This window comes from Ktedonosporobacter rubrisoli, from assembly GCF_004208415.1.
In the GTDB taxonomy this organism is placed as follows: Bacteria; Chloroflexota; Ktedonobacteria; order Ktedonobacterales; family Ktedonobacteraceae; genus Ktedonosporobacter; species Ktedonosporobacter rubrisoli.
In genome coordinates, this window is record NZ_CP035758.1 from 3,315,969 (window position 1) to 3,333,321 (window position 17,353).

A 17,353-nucleotide genomic window follows, 5' to 3' on the forward strand; every position below is an offset into this window, starting at 1 on the left:
CGCTGGATAGCCGTGAATGGATTACAGAAGATTTAGAATTATGTATTTGTGTTGTCATATTCCAGCCAATAACAAGATGATCCAGAAGGGAAATCCTGTCGTATTGATACATAGATATATAAAAATAGCATGATTAGTGAGGAGCGCCTCATGATGAAGTTGCGAAAGCCTCTTGCCACGATTCTCTTGAGTATAGGTCTGGCCTGTAGTCTGTTCTTACTTCTCGCGTTGGACGATGGGTTGTCACCATCGGTTTCCGCGAAATCCATGTCGTTTATTCGTCTCATTCATGCCTCGCCGGATATCGGGACCGTCGATATTTTTGTAGATGGTCAAAAGCTACTCAGCAATTTTCAGTTTGCTTCGGTAAGCAAGTACGTTGCACTGCCGGCCGGGACACACGAAGTTCAGATCGCACTTATTGGTCAGGGGCCCAATGCCGCGACCATTACTCAAACGCTCTCAGTTCAGGAGGGAGCAGCCTATACGGTCGCGGCATTGGGTACAAAACAGACGAAATTTGCCCTGGATATTGTCAAAGACGATAATCGCGTTATTGGTGACAAGGCCAAAGTCCGCATCTATCATCTCTCTCCAGGGGCAGGAAAGGCTCAGGTGACAACCAGGAGTGATTTGATAGTAGATGCACTCCCCTATCTGGGAGTCAGCAATTACGTTTTATTCACTGCTGGAACTTATACATTCAATGTCAAGCTAGCTCCGGCAGATGTCACTGTGCCGATTTCGATCACTTTGCAGCCCTGGACGGTAACCAGCATTTTCGCGGTTGGCAAACTAGATGGCACACCTCGGTTCCAGATGATTTCATCACAGGAAAAAGGGATACCTGGCATGCCACAAACGGGAAGTGATCCAAATGCACCCCTATCGTCAGCCGCTGAGCCCGCATCTCTGCTATGGCCATGGGTGCTCATCGCGCTTGTCCTGCTGGGCGCTTTCACCTCTAGTATCAGTGTCGCCTGCCGGCGAACTCCTACCGCTCCAACAACGAAAATGGTTAGTGATGCGTCTCCAATCGAGAGGGAGACGGTGCATTGAGGAAGCTGATATGGCGTCAACCAGGTTCCTTTCTCCTCTGGATCAGCTGTCTCTATCTTATTAGTGGAATGGCTACCTGTGGTTTGCCTGTCGAGCGAAACAAGCCTATCCAGCCGGCAGCCACAAAGCAGCCTCATTCTCCGGTACAGTCAACTGTACCAGCTCAGGATATTCCGGAACGCTTGCTCATTCCCACACTCAAAATCCATGCCGCTATTGAAAAGGTTGGTATTCAGGCCACGGGAGATCTGGGCACGCCTGAAGCCAGTCCCTGGGAAGATGTTGGCTGGTATGCAAAAGGTACCATCCCGGGCCAGCTAGGAAGTGCAGTTATTGATGGTCATCTTGACCGTCCGGGAGGTGCTCCAGCCATTTTCTGGTCCTTGCATACGCTTTTTGTTGGAAACGAAGTCATTGTCCAAATGGCGTCAGGAGGAGCCATGCAATTTCGTGTCATCCGGGTAGCACTCTATACACCGCAAGCTGCTCCCGTGCAAGAGATTTTTGCCAATACAGGTGGGGCATATCTCAATCTCATCACCTGCTCCGGCGACTGGATACCTAGCCAACAGCAAACGACACAACGCATCGTTGTCTATACGGTGCTGGAAAGATCGTCATCTTAATTGGCTCACTTGCGAGAACTGTTGCTGGTCAGTTCAGTCCATCTGACGCTCATCTTTGCCCTCGCGGTAGTTGGAGGCGCGATCGCCTGGGTCTTTCTCTCCACGCGCCTGGCCTTCCCAGTTTCCACCACCCACGCCATTACGGGCGCAATCGTCACCACCGGCGTGCTGGCCTTTGGTCTGAACCGGATTCTCTGGGTGAACTTGCTCACCAAAATTGTTCTTCCCCTGCTCTCAGTCCAGTCATGGCACTGTTCCTGGGCGTGATTCTCTTCTGGCTGCTCACTCGGCTTCTACGCGCGTGCGCTTGAGTGGCCTGCATTGGGCTTCCAGCGGGATTGCCGCCTTTACACGCGGTCTCAACAATACGCCGAAGATCGCTGCGCTGGGGGTGACCTTTTTCGCTTTGCATGGCCCCCTGCACACGCCCCCGTTCTGGCTCTTCCTGCTCTGTGCGGCAGCGGTCGGCTTAGGCAGCGCACTCGGTGGGTTGCAGGTGACGCGCACGCTGGCAGAAAAGGTGACAAAGATGGATCATCAAGAGGGGTTTGCCGCGAATCTGGCAACGGCGTTGCTGGTCGGCCTGGCCTCACCACTCTTGCTGCCGGTTTCCACCACCCATGTGAGTAGTGGCGCGATCATTGGGATCAGCCTGCGCAAAGGCATGCGTGGGCGCGGTGCAGTGGCGCACTGTACGCGATATGTCCCTGGCCTGGCTGATTACGCTGACGGGAGTCGGGGTGTTCATGTACTGCTGGCGGTCTTCTTCCGCTAGCGCTAATGGCAGTCTGCGGCTCGCATCGTGGCTGATGCTGCCTGGTACTAGGGGTCCCATCATAATTTCCCCGATAGATTCCGCTAAGGGCAAGCGAGTAATAAAGAGATTCTGATTTGTTCCGCTAAGCCTGTGTCCGGGTTTGTTCTTACCTTCTCTCACATAGCGGAAGAGTGTTGAACGAGAGATCTCAGAAACGGAATGCTTGGATTCCTGATAGAGATGTCGAGCCAGAGCAACTTTTCCTTCAGAGATTCTTCTTGGCCTACCTTCCGTTCGTCCTCTCACTCGTGCTGCGGCGAGACCCGCCAAAGTCCTCTTTTTTGACTACTCTAAGCACAAGTTTTATGCTCACGGAGATGATGACCTCTTGGCGAAGAAAAGCTGAACTGTGAGTGCCAGAAAATGGTCGATAATGGGATTGTTTCCCTGTCTCTTCAGACGAGGAAAATAGGCCTGGGAAAATCGCTGCCTATCTGGTATACTTCTCCTCAAAAGGGGGCCATGATGGGCCTGAGCGAGGGACGGTTTGACCAGTGGCGAACTCCCCTTACTGATCCTGGAGGAGCAATGCTGGTGCGTGCAACAGTTGTCGAGGGATGGATCTCACGCGAACATACAGGCCGCTCCATTTCAGGAAAGAGGACTAGACCATGTCAGAGTCACACCTGCTCATGACCAGGTTTACGGTTCCATTTGTGCGCGCCCAGCTTCTTCCACGTGAATGCCTGATTGAGCAGCTCAATCAGAGTTGTTCGCTGCCTTTGGTGCTGCTCTCAGCCACGGCTGGCTTTGGGAAAACGACGCTATTGTCTACCTGGGCCAGTCAACATACGCAGCCCATTGCCTGGCTCTCGCTCGATGAACTGGATGATGATCCAGAGCACTTCTGGACCTCTGTGGTTACTGCACTCCAGGCAGATTTCCTTGTGGCGCCTGCGGACACGACGAAAGCCAGCCATCAGACGAAGCCTCCGTTTCTATCCGTCCTGACCTCGCTCATCAACGATCTGGCGGCGAGCTCGTCGGAAACGATCCTCATTCTGGAGGACTATCATGTCATCCAGGAGCCAGCCATCCACTCCTCATTCGCGTTTTTCCTGGATCATACTCCCTCCTCGCTGCATGTCATTCTCTCCAGCCGGGTCGATCCCCCACTTCCTCTGGCCAGGTGGCGTGCGCAAGGAAGGATGGCTGAGATCCGCGATGCCGACTTGCGCTTGAGTGAAATCGAGACGGCTTGCTTTCTCAGCCAGGTGATGGGCCTCTCGCTGCGAGAGGAAGAGGTGCGGCGACTCTTTGAGCGAACCGAGGGCTGGATCGCTGGGGTGCAATTGGCAGGGCTTGCACTGCAACGCACTGCAGACCAGGCCGCCTGGGTTCGCTCATTCAGGGGCAGCCATCGCTTTGTCCTCGATTATGTGCAAGAGGAAATTCTGGCGCGGCAACCTGCCCACCGCCAGCAATTTTTGCTTCAGACGGCAATCCTCTCTGAGATGAATGCTTCCATATGCCAGGCGCTGACCGAGGAGACCGGGGGAGAACAGGCAAGCCAGGCACTACTGGAAGCATTGGAACGGGCCAACCTCTTTGTCGTTCCTCTCGATGAAGAACGGCGCTGGTATCGCTATCATGCCCTCTTTCGTGAAGCCTTGCTCACCCGTCTTCACGCAACTGCGCCCGAACTGCTTCCACTCCTGCATCGACGCGCAGCTTCCTGGTATGCCGCGCAGGCACGCTGGGCTCAGGCTATTCCTCACGCGCTCTCCGCTGGAGATCAAGGCTACGCTGCAGACCTGATCAAGCAATTCGTTGATCCTGCAAGCTTTCGCAACGAATATCATACGCTGCGCCGCTGGTTAGCCCGACTCTCTTCGGAAACTCTGCGCTCACGACCCTATCTGAGCTTGATATATGTGGGTTCGATGGTATTCACGACCGCTCGTTCGCCACAGACCCTCGATCTCGTCGAGGAACCCTTGTGTTGGGCAGAAGAAGGCTATCGCCAGATTTCCGATGAGGCCGGATTTGGCGCAGTACTGACCGCACGGGCAGTGCTCACCAGCATGCAAGGGCGGTTTGCGGAAGCCCTGGCTCTGGCCCACCAGGCCCTCTCTCTGCTTTCTGAGCAGCAGGCTCTCTGGCGGGGCCACTGCTTGAATCTGCTTGGCCTGGAGATGACCATCGCTGGTCAACCAGATCGCGCCTACCCAATCTTGTTGCAGGCAAGGACCCTCTCGGAACAATCAGGCTCGCTGCCAGGAACCATCGCCACGATTATCTGGCTCGGTTTTGTGTCCTTGAGCAGGGGCGAGTTACGGCAGGCGGAGAACTTCTTTCGGCAGGCATTGGCTCACTCCCGCGAACATGAAGACCTTGCCCGGTTGCAATTGACTCTTGAGGCGGGCCGCAGAGAAACCTATTACGAGCGTCTGGCATACTATGGCCTGGCTCTGCTCTTTTATGAATGGAACGATCTTGAAAAGGCACAGCGGTATCTGCAAGAGGCCTTGATCGAGACGCAGTATCCCTGGATACACATACTCCCTTCCATCTCACTTTTTCAAGTTCGTATGCTGGTAGCGCGGGGAGAAGCTGAAAAAGCCCGCTCCCTGTTGCATGCGAACGCTTCACAGGAGTCTCAATCAGACATCCTGCGGGAGATCCGCATGGCACAGGCCTGGCTCTCCCTCAAAGCGGCAGACCTGCCTCAAACCGAAGCGTGGGCCTCATCCGATCTATACACAACACAACCCTTTGCCCACGTTCGTCGAGAAGAGGAAGGCTTGCTGCTCGCGCGCCTACAGATCGCAGAAGGTCAATCACAAGTGGCACTCGGCCTGCTGAGTGAGTGGAAGCACGAGGCCAGCAAAGCGCATCGTGGCTACAGTGAACTCCAGATCCTTCTGCTCGAAGCGCTCGCTTATGAACAAGCTGGGAGGCAAGTGCAAGCAAGAGCAACGCTGCGTGAAGCGATCATACGGGCCAGGCCAGAGAGCTATCAACGCCTCTTTCTTGATGAGGGAATCAGGATGGAGGCGCTGCTCAAAAGCCTCTTGCCGGATCTGCGAGACAAATCGCTGGCTTCTTATGCGCGCAAGCTCTTGCGTGCTTTTATCATAGTGGAAGCGTTACCTACTGCGCCTCCCGTTGACGCAACCTGCGGGCTTGTTGATCCGCTGACGCCACAGGAACAGCGCGTCCTCCAACAACTGGCACAAGGGGCAGCCAATCAGGAGATTGCCGATGCGCTAGTGATCCAGCTTTCGACGGCCAGGAAGCATATTTCCAGTATTCTCAGTAAACTGGGCGTCGCCAACAGAACACAGGCGATTGCGCGTGCGCGGGAATATGGCCTGCTGTAACACGATAGTATCCTTTTGTTGACCTCCCTTTTTTCTCCCTCTTAAGAAAGTAGCTTTTCGGATGATGTCCTTGAGGCAAGTGAGCCAGTATCCTTGTGAAAGAGTAACCACACGAAAGGAGCAGAGCATGTACTATCTCATTCGTATCAAAGGACATCTGGATACAGCCTGGCAAAGTCAGTTCGCTGATCTCTCGATCCACTCTGAGGAAACAGGTGCAACGTTGCTTTCCGGGAATGTTCCTGATCAGCCAGCCCTCTACGGGCTTTTGTCCAAGCTGAGCCAGTTGGGGGTGACACTGCTCTCACTTCAGATTGAGGAGCCGCGCAAGCCAGAAAAGGGGCCATAATCTCCTTTCTAACTTCTGTTGCTTACCAGACTGCGGCGAAATGCAGAAAGATGAAGCTTGCCACCCTGGAGATGCTCGATTTCGTTGTGGCATCCCCGTGCTGGCTATGACTGCATACCTCTGCACACCGCCATGAAAAGAGAAGGGAAAGCACAAAGATGGTCTACGTCATTGCACAGCCATGCATCGGTGTGAAAGATGCATCATGCCTGGATGTCTGCCCCGTTGACTGCATTCATCCTTCCCGCAATGAGCTCGCATTTGATGCAAGCGAGCACTTGTTTATCGATCATGATGAATGTATCGACTGCGGAGCGTGTGAACCCGCCTGCCCTGTCACCTCGATCTTTGAAGAGTCAGCGGTACCTGAGGAATGGAAGCACTTTATTGCCATCACCGCCGATTCCTTTCGAGCGTGAGGCTCGACCAGGCAAGTTTATTGTTATATTTCTCATGAAGAGGAGAAGCGAAGCATGGAAACATCTGTTACCCACACTGATGTAGTGGTCGTTGGTGGTGGCCTGGCCGGGCTTGCCGCAGCCACCTATCTGGCGCGTGCTGGAAAGTCAGTGACGCTCTTTGAGAAGGCGGCAAGCCTGGGTGGGCGAGCGGCCACCTCGAACCATGATGGCTATCTGTTCAATCGAGGAATCCATGGCCTCTATACGGGAGGAGCTACCGAGGAGGTCCTTCAGGACTTAGGGATTACCTACACATATGGGAGCCCGAAGGAGACCTTTCTGCTGCATGACGGCCAGATTTATCCCTTTCCAGCGAGTACCTCCTCGCTTCTGAGCAGCCATCTGCTCAAATTTGGTGATAAAATGGAATTGGGGTTTCTCTTTAGCCGCATATCACGGGTCAAAGCCGAAAGCCTGGCTCATCTGAGTGTGCAGCAGTGGCTGGAGAGCAACGTCAAACATCCTCTGGATCGTCAACTCATGGCCTCGACTGCCCAGGTGTTTACCTATTGCTCGAACCTGGATCTGGTCAGCGCTGAGGTCTTTCTCTCCAAACTGCAACTCTCACTGAAGCACCCGGTCCTCTATATTGATGGTGGCTGGCAGACCCTGGTTGATGGGCTGCGCCAGACGGCCGTAGAGGCAGGGGCACGCATCAGGAGTGGGAGCCGTGTGAGCGCTGTTTGCTACCAGGATGCTCAGGTCGAGGGAGTGCAGCTCTCCGATGAGACGGTGGTGGCTGCATCTTCGGTCATTCTGGCAACTGGTCCGGACGACGCTGCAAAACTTGTGGATGGAGGAACATATGCTCCTTTACGGGAGATCATCGACCCCCTCATTCCAGCACGAGTTGCCTGCCTGGATGTTGCCTTGCGCCGCCTCCCTGAACCGCGTTACCCGGTGGTCCAGGACCTGGACCAGCCGCGCTTCTTGTCAGCCCAATCGGTCTACTCGCGCCTTGCGCCAGAAGGAGGAGCGATGATCTACACGTTCAAGATGCTCGATCCAACACAGCAAAGTTCCCCCAGGCAGGACGAGCATGAGTTGGAAGAGTTGCTTGACACTGTGCAGCCAGGGTGGCGCGAGGTGCTGGTGAGGCGAAGCTTCCTACCACACATCGAGGCCATTGGCATGCTTCCCACGGCTCTCACTGGCGGCTATGCTGGCCGACCGAAACCAGAAGTCCCGGGCATCGCCAATCTCTATCTGGCAGGCGATTGGATCGGCGCGGGCTTCCTTTCAGATCCCAGTCTGGGAAGTGCGCGCCAGGTCGCACTACAGATTCTCGAAGTCGAGAAGCAGGTGCGAAAGCCAGAAACGATGCTTGGCTGAGACTCCCACTCCATGGGAAGCCAATTGGCAGGATATGAGTTAGGAAAAGTATCAAGGTGATCTCCGAGGGAGAAGGTCCAGGTCTTCTCTCTCGAACGAGTATTGTGAAAGGGAGATCCTGCAATGGAAGGCGTATCGACGAAAGAAGTCAACAGAGAGAAGCCTCTGGGAGCCTTTGCGGGTGCGGGATGGATGCAGATGATCCAGGAGGAAAAGTCATGAGTGAGAAGCGCTCCGGAGGCCATGCGCGTCCATCTGACACTCATCGTCGTCAGCCGATTCCCCTCGCCCTTGCCAGGGGCCACACGAAGATGTTGTCGGATGCCAGACTGGTGGAATTGCAACACCTTGCAACCACAAGCATTGGGACCAAAGATCCCGGCAGGCTCCGGGGATTGGCTTTTGAACAACAGCAATTGATCGAAGAATTGAAGCTCATACCTTCGTACCTGGAGCTGCTTGATGCCGAAATGATGCAAATTGTCCAGCATTACCGCGAAGGAAAGATCTTGACCGCGGTCCCTTGGCATCGGGCCATTGCAGGCGGCGATCTTCATTGCGCTCATCAGCACCATTGCCAACTTTGACCGGCCCCATACAGCTCAAGTCGTACTGTGGATGGGTTCCTGCCATTGCCCAGTCGGGGACGAGCCTGGATCGCGCTCACCTTTCGCCACGAGGGGCACGTTTGCTCAAATCCATCATCTACATGGCTGTTTGGAAAGCCATCAGGCTGGATTGCGAATGGGCCAGGCTCTATGAGCGTCTGGTTCCGATCAAGTGCCGCTATGACGAAAAACGTGGGACCTATGTTGGTTGGGGTCGTGTGATTGGACGCATTGCTGGTCAAGTGCTCTCGGTCGTCATCTACACGTTGCTGAAAAACGACCAGGAGGTGTTGTCCTGGTTGGCTTCTAATGCTGTGGCTCCCGAGCCAGCACTCTATGACCCGGAAATCCATCACAAGCACCGTGCTGGTCAATATCAGGCACCCGTTGTGGGACGGCCATACAAGCTGATGGAACTTCCTCATAGCTAACTCATCCTTTGGATGTTTCTAGACAAGTCTTTCTCGTGTACACGCGACGGCTGCGTCATACGCAGGCCCCGCGCTTCCACGGCTCCTTGATTGAGATACGACATCCGGCAGAGATGCTATGGGGCTTCTTCAAAGACCCCTTTGGCGAAAGTTTCAATCACTTCGGCAAGCTTTTTAGGATCTCTGACATGGCATGTGTGGCCCTGCCCGCGAAGCTCAATGCGCTCGACTCTTGGAAGGACCTCTGCCACTGCAGCGACCATTTCCAGGTTTTCGTCAGGGCTTCGCTCTCCGTATACCATCGTGACGGGCAGGTTCAGCTTGGAGTAGGCATCAAGGCGCACACCAAGTCGTTCCATGGCTTCCAGGTCGTCGATCTGGCACGGAATGAGCTGGCGGTAGGCGGGAATCAGCGCAGCCAGCGCACCAGCAGGGTTCGCCACAAAGCTTGGTAAACCAGCGATAACCCGTGTGCACATCCCAATGGCTGTGCCCGGCTGGCCTTTCATGAGCGCTTGCCGCATACGCAAGAGTTCCTCACCCACCTCGCCGTTGCTCTCGATCCGGTCCCCTGACAGGTGCAGACCATCCGTGCTTTTGAGAACGAGAGCGGGCTCGTAGATCATCCCCCCGGCGAACGACGACGGTGAGGCGGCGAGTGCTTCGAGCGCGACGGTCCCGCCTGATGAGTGGCCGAAGAGCAAGACAGGCGCTCCCACCGCCTTGACCATGGCGAGAACGTGATCCACTTCCTCCGCGACAGTGCATGGCGAGCCGATGAGGGGGGCCGTTTTAAGATCCAGCCGGTATTGGCGACGATGAAGCCGGATAACCCGGTAGCGCCTTGCCAGTCTGGCAGCAACTTGAGTGTAGCTTTTGCTGGTATTCATTCCAGGGTGAAGGATGAGAATGATTCGTCCCTCTCCCTCAACGTCTGCGCAAACGCTTGTCCCGTCTGCCGCCGTGGTGGAAAGCCTGGTGATTTCACTCGCGTTTCCTTTGCGATTCTCCATAGGAACCATCTCCTTATCACTGATAAATTAGAGCCTATGTGCTATACTACATTATCAATGATAAGGAGTCAAGTATGAGCCAAAAAGCCAGGAATGAAGAACATCGAACATCTCTGAATCGAGCGACTGTGGTCCAGGCCGCGATGGCGCTTCTCAAAAAGGTCGGGCTCGACGGGTTAACAACTCGGCGTCTTGCCGATGCACTGGAAGTCAAGTCACCGGCCCTCTACTGGCACTTCCGCAGCAAACAGGAACTCCTGGACGCGATGGCTGACCAATTGATTCGGGAAGCAGGCATGGGGCCCCCGCGTTCCGGTGAGACCTGGCAGCAGTGGCTTGCGCGTCGCGTGCATGCCTATCGCGCGTCCCTGCTGGCCTACCCGGATAGCGCTCGAATCGTGACCGAGGCACAGCAACTTAGCCCTACCGCCATTCGCGCCTTTAATGAGGAGCTCGCGGCGATGGTGGCGTTGGGATTCGATCCCGTTCAGGCGCTGCGCACCATTACTGCACTCACCAACTATGTCAACGGCTTCATCCTTGCCGAACAAAGCTCGCGGCGGCCCGCGACACAAGCGCCTGGTTCCCGTGACTCCCTGGCAGCGCTTTTGAGTGAAGGGCCTGCAGCTCCACTCCTCGTCGCGTTTGCCGAAGGTGGGAGTCCCTACAACGAAGCGTCTTTTGAGTATGGACTGCAAGCTCTGATGGAGGGATGTGCCGCCGCCTTGAATCGCCGCACCGATGATCCGGACACCATGGGCCGCTCGCCCTCCCAGGCTCCGTGAAAGATCCATTTCCGAATCCCAGTTTGGTCGGCTCAGTATTTGAGACGATCGAAGAAGAACGGATCATTCTTTTTGCTTTCGTGAGAAGCGATGCAAAAACAGTTCAGTTATGAATCTCGTTGCACAATCCGTGGGCACGACGGCCTCTGGCAGCTCATCCCAAGGTGACTCAGTGGACCAACATCTTGAAAGGATTGCAAGCGACCAACGGCGATGTTCTGGCTGAGGCGGCTGGGGCTGGGCTTCGCAAGGGCGAGCTAAGATTGAACTATATTCGCGCGTCACTTGGCCAAGGCATGCATATTATAACCTCCAGTAAAGGGCCTATGGCTTTGGCGGGACTGGAACTGCGCTTCCAGCGAATGCAGGGCGTTCAACTGCGAATGGTGCCTACCATCATGTCGGGGACGCCCGTACTCAGTGCCATCCGCGAGGGAATGGCAGGAACTCGAATCCGTGCCATTCGCGGCATCTTCAACAGCATTGTGAACTCCATCCTCAGCGCTATGGCGCACTGGGTTCTGGCGATGCCGAAGCCGACCCGGCCGATGACGTGGAAGGTCATTACACAGTCGCTAAAACCCTGATCCTGGCAGCAGTCGTCTTTCATCTGCTTAGCCCACGGCTGCTTGCATTCCTCCTCGATAAATGTTAGCTCCCGCAAATGGTGCACATTGCAGAGAGCCTGCGTAAAGTTGTAGCTCTGATAACTGCCCAAGCCATCGTGGACAGAAGTGCCACGAAACGCTGGTGCGATTCCAATGGCCTCTAGGCCTTCACGCTCCCGGCACCGGTGGACCTCATAATGGTGAGCCGCTTGGTGGAGCAGACATGGACCCACTAACCCTCTTTGCCGACCCGCATGCCCGTTTCATCTTGATGGATCACCTGGGTCCTGATCAGTGCTGCTTTCACTTGCTCTTCCACGGGGCCAGATGCTGGTGACACGTTTTTACAAAGGTGGCAATACTGCATAGTTACAACTGTGCTGCACTTATCTCCTTTGTGGGGACATCTTTTCCTTTGACCTTAACCCGTTTTCGGGGATTTTCTGCAACTTCCGTGCTCAGGATACAACCCTGATTCGTAAATACCTGGCACCCTCAAGCGCTTACGCACGTACCGTTATCGCATAATCCTTCAGCATAGCGGCTTCATCCCAAATGGTCACGAGCCAGCAATCACTGCTGCTTCTGCTCGTTCCAGAGGCCAAAGGCGAATATGCCGTTGAGCCGTTTGACACCGCCTTCTCCCCATTCTGTATACACGTGGAGAATAACTTCTGTGTCCGATTTCATCTGAAAGATATGGCCATGAGCGGTTAATTCGTCGCGCAATTCTCGAAAATTATACATCTCACCATTGTTGGTAATCGCGATTGTATTATTATCTGTCTGATAGATCATTGGCTGTGCGGCGCATGTGGGATCGATAACGATCAGTCGGTGATGAGCAAGCGCGGCATGCGGTGAAAGCCAACATCCTTGCGTATCCGGTCCACGCCGTTTGACAGTTTGGGCCATGCGCTTTATGATTGCTCTCTGTGAGGTAAGATCCACCTCCCAATCAATCCATCCAGCTATACTTACACATGGTCAATGTCTCCTTCCTGATTAGGACGACGCACACCTTCTTTGCTTAGACACATAGAAGGCTCACCATATGGTGGTACTGTTTGGAAGCCTTGCACATCAAAGGCAGGTCCACTAAATTTGAGGGAACTTGACTATGCACGTAGACTTGTTTGAAAAAGTGTGCAATATGTACGAACCTAGCCGAGGTTCTCATACTCATGCAGCGAGACTTCCTCTTCTTTGAGCATTTCAATCACGATCTGAATCTTCAGTCGGCCATCGATCTGTTTGTGCTTGCTCATGCAAATCGGCTTGGTCAGACAAATATCGCAGATCATTGAAATTAGTACGGTCTAACCTATAAGTCCGCTACAATGCCTAATTTCTGGTAGCCGCTTTTTTGAGCCTCTGCTGTATACGCTCTTCATCTGAAAGTTCTAATGGGTACGCCAGTAGCTAGAGCCGTCGTTTTCCCGCTGCATGAAGTTATACTCATTCAAGGCCCGCCTTATGATGCCAGTATCCTGAAAGTCCAAATGTTGTCTAAGGACGTCGCTGACTTCCTGGGCAGAGTAGTTCTGGCCAACTTCAAAATATGACACTAGATGTTCCAGAATAAGTATTTTATCTTTCTCTTTTGATGGCGGCCATGTTATTAGACGAGCTTGGGTATTGAAAAAGCGCATAAGATCGCTCAGCTTTCTATCTTGCTCTACATGGGTCCTCGGCGCTTCTACAATTTCATTTCCATCATTTCTTGAGAATCCCGATTTCAACAAGTCAAGAGCGTGGCAAGCATCTTCTATTCCGAGATCATTTAATGTATAAATGTTACTCTTGCCATCTCTGCTACGACGCTCTGATACGAATCCTGCACCGACAAGTTGTTTGAGTTTTCTTGAGATACTTGGTTGGTCAATATTAAAATGTTTGATAATATCTTGAGTCATCAGTTCGCTGTTTTGTGAAAGAAGATCTATTATCTGTATACGAATCACATCAGATAGTGTATTTGATAATATCTTTAATTTTCCATAAATATCATTTGAGCTTATAGGTGATGAACGTTTGACCATTCCATAATTAGGGGGAGCTGAAAAGAAAATACGTAACACTCTATCACTATGCCATGCCGTAATAGATCTCCCATTATGAAGTGAGGGCACAAGAATAACGGTATCTATATTAATTTGATTGATATTCTTTTCCTGTAGCAAATTTCTTCCAGTGAAAAAACGAAATGTTTCTACTGTGGTTGCATCTTCATTGAGACATTGACTATATAGATCAACTTATTGTTGTAATATTTTTTCTGATCGCTTCCATTCAGCTGCAATCACAACTTTCCACATATATTCGAGATGCGAAAGTAGAGTTTCTTTCAGCTTTGATGGGTTTTTGAATAGAGCATAAACTTCTCTGTGAATATCAATATCGACTGAACAAATCTGGTTTATCTGTTCCATAAATCGAAAGTAACTATTAAAATCATGCAAAATTTCCCCCAAACTTTTAGCATAATGTGAATCCATAACAAAATCTGTATCTTTTTGCAGAAGGTGAAGTAGCATTTGCTGGAGCAACTCATATGGGTCTTTGGACGAAAGATAGGCAAGAAAAGATGGAAAATCTTCAAAAGAACCCATTGCTGCAAGAGCATCACGTAAGATTTCAAGAAAAATCATATTATTTCTGCAAATGTTATAAGAAAGATTTTTACGAGTACTAATAACCCAAGAACCAATTTTTGAAGAAAGTGTGTCTGAAGTATTGATTAGCGTGAAGCTATTAAGTATATTATAAACAGTTTCAATGGATATCGAACAAGGTAGAATCTTTAATGGGGAAATCGGGTGCACCATATATTTTGAATCTCCTTCAATGTTAATACATATATATGCTTTGCGAAAATCACATGCATATATATGTATTATATCATTTTAGGTATTATAAGCTACAAATCTTGCTACGCCAGTAGAATATACATATAGATTTCACAAAGGTAAAATCTACTACTTGCCACATATCAATTTATATACGGCCCTAAAATTAATTAGTTCAACAGTAATAAGGAAGGTAGTACAAGATGCAAGAAAAAATCGTGTTTACTGCTCCTATGAAGAAAAAATCTTAATTGAGCTTTAGAGTATAAAATTAGAGAATGTGAAGTATGGAAGCTACTCAAGAATTTATGACAACATTTTCAGGCTTTTACGCTACGGGCCCTGGGACAGACCTTTGTGGTTATTTCTGGGCGTATTGATCTGTCGGTGGGCTATGTCATGGGACTTTCCACTGTGGTGGCGGCTCTGGTCCTTGGCCTGGTGGGCAAAGCCACTGCTTTGCCCTTGGCGCTTGTGATGGGTGTCAGCGCGGCGCTGGTGGTAAGTGTTCTGGCTGGATTGCTTAATGGATGGCTCATAGCCTCCTTGCCGGTTCCGCCATTTATTGTGACCCTGGGGATGTTAGGTATTGCACGAGGGATTGGCTTTATCCTCTCGCCGAGTGGCTAACCAGTGAGTGTGGATCTGGAGGGAGTAGGAGAGATCCGCAATGGCAATCTACTCTATCTGGTTCCTAGCATGGCATCAGTTGGTTCCACCTACCGGCCGGGGGGCTCACCGATGCGCAGGTACGGGCGAGCATCGGTCTGGTTCCCGTCCAGTTCGTCGTGCTGCTGCTCTGTGTTCTCTTCTGCCACTGGCTGCTGGCCCATACACGCTTTGGGCTCCATACCTATGCTATTGGCGGTAATGAGGAAGCGGCCTTGCGTGCGGGAATTGTCGTAAGACGGCATACGTTGCTCATCTACATGCTTTCTGCGCTGCTCTCCTCCCTGGCGGGCGTGCTCTACACCTTGCGCTTCACCAGCGGGGCGGCCAGCGCTGGAGATGCCTTGCTGCTGGACTGTATTGCGGCAGTAGCCATTGGGGGAACCTCGCTTTCGGGAGGAGAGGGAACGATTGTTGGAACTGTGATTGGTACCACGATCATTGCGGTGATTCAAAATGGCCTGGTGATGGTGGGGATCAATCCCTACCTGCAATTCATTGCGATTGGGATTGGCATCGTTCTGGCTGTGCTCACTAACAACCTCAAATTACGGATGTGGTAGAGGAGGAAGCTATGCAGGTCGAGAATGCTCCACTTTAGATAGAGAGGCGTCAAAGGGCCTAAATACTGCTAGAGGGATGAGTTGTAGCCTTGTGGAAACACTGGGAGAGGCAAGTTGCCTGCGAGAGGGTCCTGGTGAGGATCTTTCGTTTCATAAGGAGCATGGATTCTCTCTGGGGAGAGCTTTCCGTCTCTGGCCTTGTGTGATAGGTGCCAGAGCAGCGATTTTGTTGAGGAGGGGCCAGCAGGCACAGGGCGTGCCTACCACATGTGCGCTTGGATATCGGCCCAATCGTTGCGTTTTCTTGTCTCGCTTGCTGCTGCACACCCTGACAGGACGCTTCCCGCGTCTCTCGCCTCTCTTCGCCGATAACGGGTACCCTGGGCAACTGTTGCTCTGGATTCAGGAGCATCGCGGTTGGCAGAGGGAGATTGTGTCCAAGCCAGACCCTTGGGCGCTCATCAAGGAGGAACTGGTTCGCCTCCCTGGCCCCAGAGGCGGCTTTCTCGTGCAGCACCACCGCCATACTCTTAAATTTTCTGATATAAACTCACTATCAGTATTATGGATGTATTCGTGTGATATATTGAAATTTACTACCTTGACATAGCTCATGCCAAATGGTATATCTTTATATATTAATGTGTTTTGAACTTTACGGCCTTTCAAGGTAGCAGTATTTTATACAGGGGGGAAGTATTTTATGGGATATATAATTCCCATTTCGCTATTTAATGATCTTTGTCTAGTTGAGCCTTGAGGCAGAAAGCCAGAGCAGCCAAATGAAGATCCATTTGGAACTCCGCTAAAAAGACTGCTATGAGGAAAGCAGGTCGTATAAAGAGTGCCATATAACCTCCTACCTATACATATTGTGAACTCTCTACTGGCATTGGTAGCAGTGATGTGCCAGAGATTAAGTTCCAGCTACCCGATATTCCGCAGCTTTTAGATAAATTCCCGAAATTGCATAAAGATAATCTTAGATCCAAATAATGAAAAATGTAAGTCTTATTAAGAGAAGAGTAGATCAATAATTTCTCTTGGAAAGGAAGAACATTGAATTTCTTATATAAAATCAAAGTTTGATTCTTAAAATTCACATGGATAAGCCCATGGGATTTGTGTCTCGCAAGATAAATTCAGGAGGGTTTGAATGTCGGAAGAGCTATCTGCAGAACAAACCGATTTGGTTTCCCTAGAGCTCGTCAGAAACTTCCTCAATATCTGTCAGGAATTATGTGGTCAGCGATCAAAAGTTACAGAGCGCATCTGCCAGGAAGTAATTTCCTTGACGAAGGGGCGCGCCCGCTTGCTCCTTCATAGAACCTTGCCACAGGAAAGTGTTTCTTCATTGCTCTCTAATTCTGTTAGCTTTCCTGTATTATTTTGCAACCGTGCCTACGGCAACTTACAAGTTGCTCTTGACCCAGATGGGCCAAGTCTACCTGTAGCTATTTCTCAGACCATTGCCCAGCTATGTGGCTGGATCTTGTATACGCTGGAGATGGCAGGCTTCATGGAGGTTCAATCGCGCCATCTGTCACAGACACCTCTCCCGCAAATAGCCCGCTTCATAGATTCCTTATCAAAACGGGAACGTGAGATTCTGATGCTTATGTTGCAAGGATATAGTCAAGAGGAAATGTCGCATATCTTGGAAATTACGACTGCGACATTGAATAAACATAGACAACACATATACTACAGTTTAGGAGTACATAGTAAGCAAGACGCTTTACTCCTTGCCTATCAAGCCGGGCTTTTCTGGTACGCAAAAGAATTATCCTCTGATTAGCTTTCAAGGATTAACATCACCATAAAGGCGTTGTTATTTTCCACTTGTAAGCCAGCGCGAAT

Annotated in this window: 21 protein-coding genes and 2 pseudogenes; 16 read left to right on the plus strand and 7 right to left on the minus strand. The window is 51.5% G+C overall.

The window, feature by feature from the left end; translation table 11 throughout:
• The first annotated feature begins 150 nt into the window (after positions 1–150).
• From EPA93_RS14915 to EPA93_RS14965, 10 genes are all read left to right on the plus strand, one after another.
• Positions 151–1,059 (plus strand): DUF4397 domain-containing protein, encoded by a 909-nt coding sequence (locus EPA93_RS14915; protein ID WP_165423118.1) that lies wholly within the window; start codon positions 151–153, stop codon positions 1,057–1,059.
• Positions 1,056–1,685 carry a class F sortase gene (locus tag EPA93_RS14920; RefSeq protein WP_129888281.1) on the plus strand — a complete coding sequence of 210 codons (630 nt, stop codon included), beginning with the start codon at positions 1,056–1,058 and terminating at the stop codon, positions 1,683–1,685. The genes EPA93_RS14915 and EPA93_RS14920 overlap by 4 nt, the downstream gene beginning before the upstream one ends.
• Positions 1,686–1,952: an inorganic phosphate transporter gene (locus EPA93_RS14925; protein ID WP_129888282.1), complete on the plus strand. Its 267-nt coding sequence runs from the start codon at positions 1,686–1,688 to the stop codon at positions 1,950–1,952. It begins immediately after the preceding gene.
• Positions 1,953–1,986: 34 nt separating this feature from the next.
• Positions 1,987–2,460: an inorganic phosphate transporter gene (locus EPA93_RS14930; RefSeq protein WP_277988893.1), complete on the plus strand. Its 474-nt coding sequence runs from the start codon at positions 1,987–1,989 to the stop codon at positions 2,458–2,460.
• Positions 2,461–3,113: 653 nt separating this feature from the next.
• Entirely contained in the window at positions 3,114–5,825 is a 2,712-nt protein-coding gene (locus EPA93_RS14940; RefSeq protein ID WP_129888284.1) for a winged helix-turn-helix domain-containing protein, read from the plus strand.
• Between the two features lie 127 nt (positions 5,826–5,952).
• Positions 5,953–6,174 carry a hypothetical protein gene (locus EPA93_RS14945; RefSeq protein ID WP_129888285.1) on the plus strand — a complete coding sequence of 74 codons (222 nt, stop codon included), beginning with the start codon at positions 5,953–5,955 and terminating at the stop codon, positions 6,172–6,174.
• A gap of 158 nt (positions 6,175–6,332) precedes the next feature.
• Positions 6,333–6,593: a 4Fe-4S dicluster domain-containing protein gene (locus EPA93_RS14950; protein ID WP_129888286.1), complete on the plus strand. Its 261-nt coding sequence runs from the start codon at positions 6,333–6,335 to the stop codon at positions 6,591–6,593.
• A gap of 54 nt (positions 6,594–6,647) precedes the next feature.
• Entirely contained in the window at positions 6,648–7,967 is a 1,320-nt protein-coding gene (locus tag EPA93_RS14955; RefSeq protein WP_129888287.1) for a phytoene desaturase family protein, read from the plus strand.
• 218 nt (positions 7,968–8,185) lie between these two features.
• Entirely contained in the window at positions 8,186–8,554 is a 369-nt protein-coding gene (locus tag EPA93_RS14960) for a hypothetical protein (protein WP_129888288.1), read from the plus strand.
• Positions 8,524–9,006: a transposase gene (locus EPA93_RS14965; RefSeq protein ID WP_165423120.1), complete on the plus strand. Its 483-nt coding sequence runs from the start codon at positions 8,524–8,526 to the stop codon at positions 9,004–9,006. Before EPA93_RS14960 ends, EPA93_RS14965 begins: the two co-directional genes overlap by 31 nt.
• Positions 9,007–9,122: 116 nt before the next feature.
• On the opposite strand, the gene EPA93_RS14970 is transcribed toward EPA93_RS14965, so the two are convergent.
• Positions 9,123–10,019, minus strand: coding sequence for an alpha/beta fold hydrolase (locus EPA93_RS14970; protein WP_165423121.1), 897 nt, complete (start codon positions 10,017–10,019; stop codon positions 9,123–9,125).
• Between the two features lie 38 nt (positions 10,020–10,057).
• On the opposite strand from EPA93_RS14970, the gene EPA93_RS14975 reads away from it, so the two are divergent.
• The 3 genes from EPA93_RS14975 (at position 10,058) to EPA93_RS50925 (ending at position 11,459) form a co-directional block, all read left to right on the plus strand.
• The gene (locus EPA93_RS14975; protein WP_207229553.1) at positions 10,058–10,804 is read left to right on the plus strand and encodes a TetR/AcrR family transcriptional regulator C-terminal domain-containing protein; all 747 of its coding nucleotides are present in this window, start codon (positions 10,058–10,060) and stop codon (positions 10,802–10,804) included.
• A 185-nt stretch (positions 10,805–10,989) separates the two neighbouring features.
• On the plus strand, positions 10,990–11,391 hold the full coding sequence (locus tag EPA93_RS49710; RefSeq protein ID WP_242527409.1) for a hypothetical protein: 402 nt from the start codon (positions 10,990–10,992) through the stop codon (positions 11,389–11,391).
• The gene (locus EPA93_RS50925) at positions 11,358–11,459 is read left to right on the plus strand and encodes a hypothetical protein (RefSeq protein WP_422877879.1); all 102 of its coding nucleotides are present in this window, start codon (positions 11,358–11,360) and stop codon (positions 11,457–11,459) included. The genes EPA93_RS49710 and EPA93_RS50925 overlap by 34 nt, the downstream gene beginning before the upstream one ends.
• Here EPA93_RS50925 and EPA93_RS50930 read toward each other — a convergent pair.
• The 4 genes and pseudogenes from EPA93_RS50930 to EPA93_RS14995 all read right to left on the minus strand — a co-directional run.
• Positions 11,418–11,645, minus strand: a pseudogene (locus EPA93_RS50930) (IS66 family transposase); the annotation flags it as partial. The gene EPA93_RS50925 and the pseudogene EPA93_RS50930 sit on opposite strands and share 42 nt — an antisense overlap.
• Before the next feature lie 340 nt (positions 11,646–11,985).
• Complete coding sequence (locus EPA93_RS14985) at positions 11,986–12,327, minus strand: class II glutamine amidotransferase domain-containing protein (protein WP_129888292.1); 342 nt, start codon at positions 12,325–12,327, stop codon at positions 11,986–11,988.
• A gap of 488 nt (positions 12,328–12,815) precedes the next feature.
• Entirely contained in the window at positions 12,816–13,595 is a 780-nt protein-coding gene (locus tag EPA93_RS14990) for a DUF2087 domain-containing protein (protein ID WP_129888293.1), read from the minus strand.
• Between the two features lie 75 nt (positions 13,596–13,670).
• On the minus strand, positions 13,671–14,240 hold the full coding sequence (locus EPA93_RS14995) for a hypothetical protein (RefSeq protein WP_129888294.1): 570 nt from the start codon (positions 14,238–14,240) through the stop codon (positions 13,671–13,673).
• 357 nt (positions 14,241–14,597) lie between these two features.
• Here EPA93_RS14995 and EPA93_RS15000 point away from each other — a divergent pair.
• A pseudogene (locus tag EPA93_RS15000) lies at positions 14,598–14,891 on the plus strand (ABC transporter permease subunit); the annotation flags it as partial.
• A gap of 89 nt (positions 14,892–14,980) precedes the next feature.
• On the opposite strand, the gene EPA93_RS49715 reads toward EPA93_RS15000, so the two are convergent.
• Positions 14,981–15,175 carry a hypothetical protein gene (locus EPA93_RS49715; protein WP_242527566.1) on the minus strand — a complete coding sequence of 65 codons (195 nt, stop codon included), beginning with the start codon at positions 15,173–15,175 and terminating at the stop codon, positions 14,981–14,983.
• Here EPA93_RS49715 and EPA93_RS15005 point away from each other — a divergent pair.
• A complete protein-coding gene (locus tag EPA93_RS15005; protein ID WP_242527498.1) occupies positions 15,086–15,493 on the plus strand; it encodes an ABC transporter permease in 408 nt (135 codons plus the stop codon). The genes EPA93_RS49715 and EPA93_RS15005 overlap by 90 nt on opposite strands.
• Before the next feature lie 58 nt (positions 15,494–15,551).
• On the opposite strand, the gene EPA93_RS15010 is transcribed toward EPA93_RS15005, so the two are convergent.
• Positions 15,552–16,019, minus strand: a complete 468-nt coding sequence (locus tag EPA93_RS15010) for a hypothetical protein (protein WP_129888297.1) — start codon at positions 16,017–16,019, stop codon at positions 15,552–15,554.
• A 630-nt stretch (positions 16,020–16,649) separates the two neighbouring features.
• Here EPA93_RS15010 and EPA93_RS15015 point away from each other — a divergent pair.
• Entirely contained in the window at positions 16,650–17,291 is a 642-nt protein-coding gene (locus EPA93_RS15015) for a response regulator transcription factor (protein WP_129888298.1), read from the plus strand.
• Positions 17,292–17,353: the final 62 nt, after the last annotated feature.

What these genes read in the sequence shown, in the direction of transcription:
- EPA93_RS14915 (WP_165423118.1), top strand. Translation starts at nt 151, where the DNA reads ATGATGAAGTTGCGAAAGCCTCTTGCCACGATTCTCTTGAGTATAGGT.
- EPA93_RS14940 (WP_129888284.1), top strand. Translation starts at nt 3,114, where the DNA reads ATGTCAGAGTCACACCTGCTCATGACCAGGTTTACGGTTCCATTTGTG.
- EPA93_RS14945 (WP_129888285.1), top strand. Translation starts at nt 5,953, where the DNA reads ATGTACTATCTCATTCGTATCAAAGGACATCTGGATACAGCCTGGCAA.
- EPA93_RS14950 (WP_129888286.1), top strand. Translation starts at nt 6,333, where the DNA reads ATGGTCTACGTCATTGCACAGCCATGCATCGGTGTGAAAGATGCATCA.
- EPA93_RS14955 (WP_129888287.1), top strand. Translation starts at nt 6,648, where the DNA reads ATGGAAACATCTGTTACCCACACTGATGTAGTGGTCGTTGGTGGTGGC.
- EPA93_RS14960 (WP_129888288.1), top strand. Translation starts at nt 8,186, where the DNA reads ATGAGTGAGAAGCGCTCCGGAGGCCATGCGCGTCCATCTGACACTCAT.
- EPA93_RS14970 (WP_165423121.1), bottom strand. Translation starts at nt 10,019, where the DNA reads ATGGAGAATCGCAAAGGAAACGCGAGTGAAATCACCAGGCTTTCCACC.
- EPA93_RS14985 (WP_129888292.1), bottom strand. Translation starts at nt 12,327, where the DNA reads ATGGCCCAAACTGTCAAACGGCGTGGACCGGATACGCAAGGATGTTGG.
- EPA93_RS14995 (WP_129888294.1), bottom strand. Translation starts at nt 14,240, where the DNA reads ATGGTGCACCCGATTTCCCCATTAAAGATTCTACCTTGTTCGATATCC.
- EPA93_RS49715 (WP_242527566.1), bottom strand. Translation starts at nt 15,175, where the DNA reads ATGCCGTCTTACGACAATTCCCGCACGCAAGGCCGCTTCCTCATTACC.
- EPA93_RS15010 (WP_129888297.1), bottom strand. Translation starts at nt 16,019, where the DNA reads ATGGCGGTGGTGCTGCACGAGAAAGCCGCCTCTGGGGCCAGGGAGGCG.
- EPA93_RS15015 (WP_129888298.1), top strand. Translation starts at nt 16,650, where the DNA reads ATGTCGGAAGAGCTATCTGCAGAACAAACCGATTTGGTTTCCCTAGAG.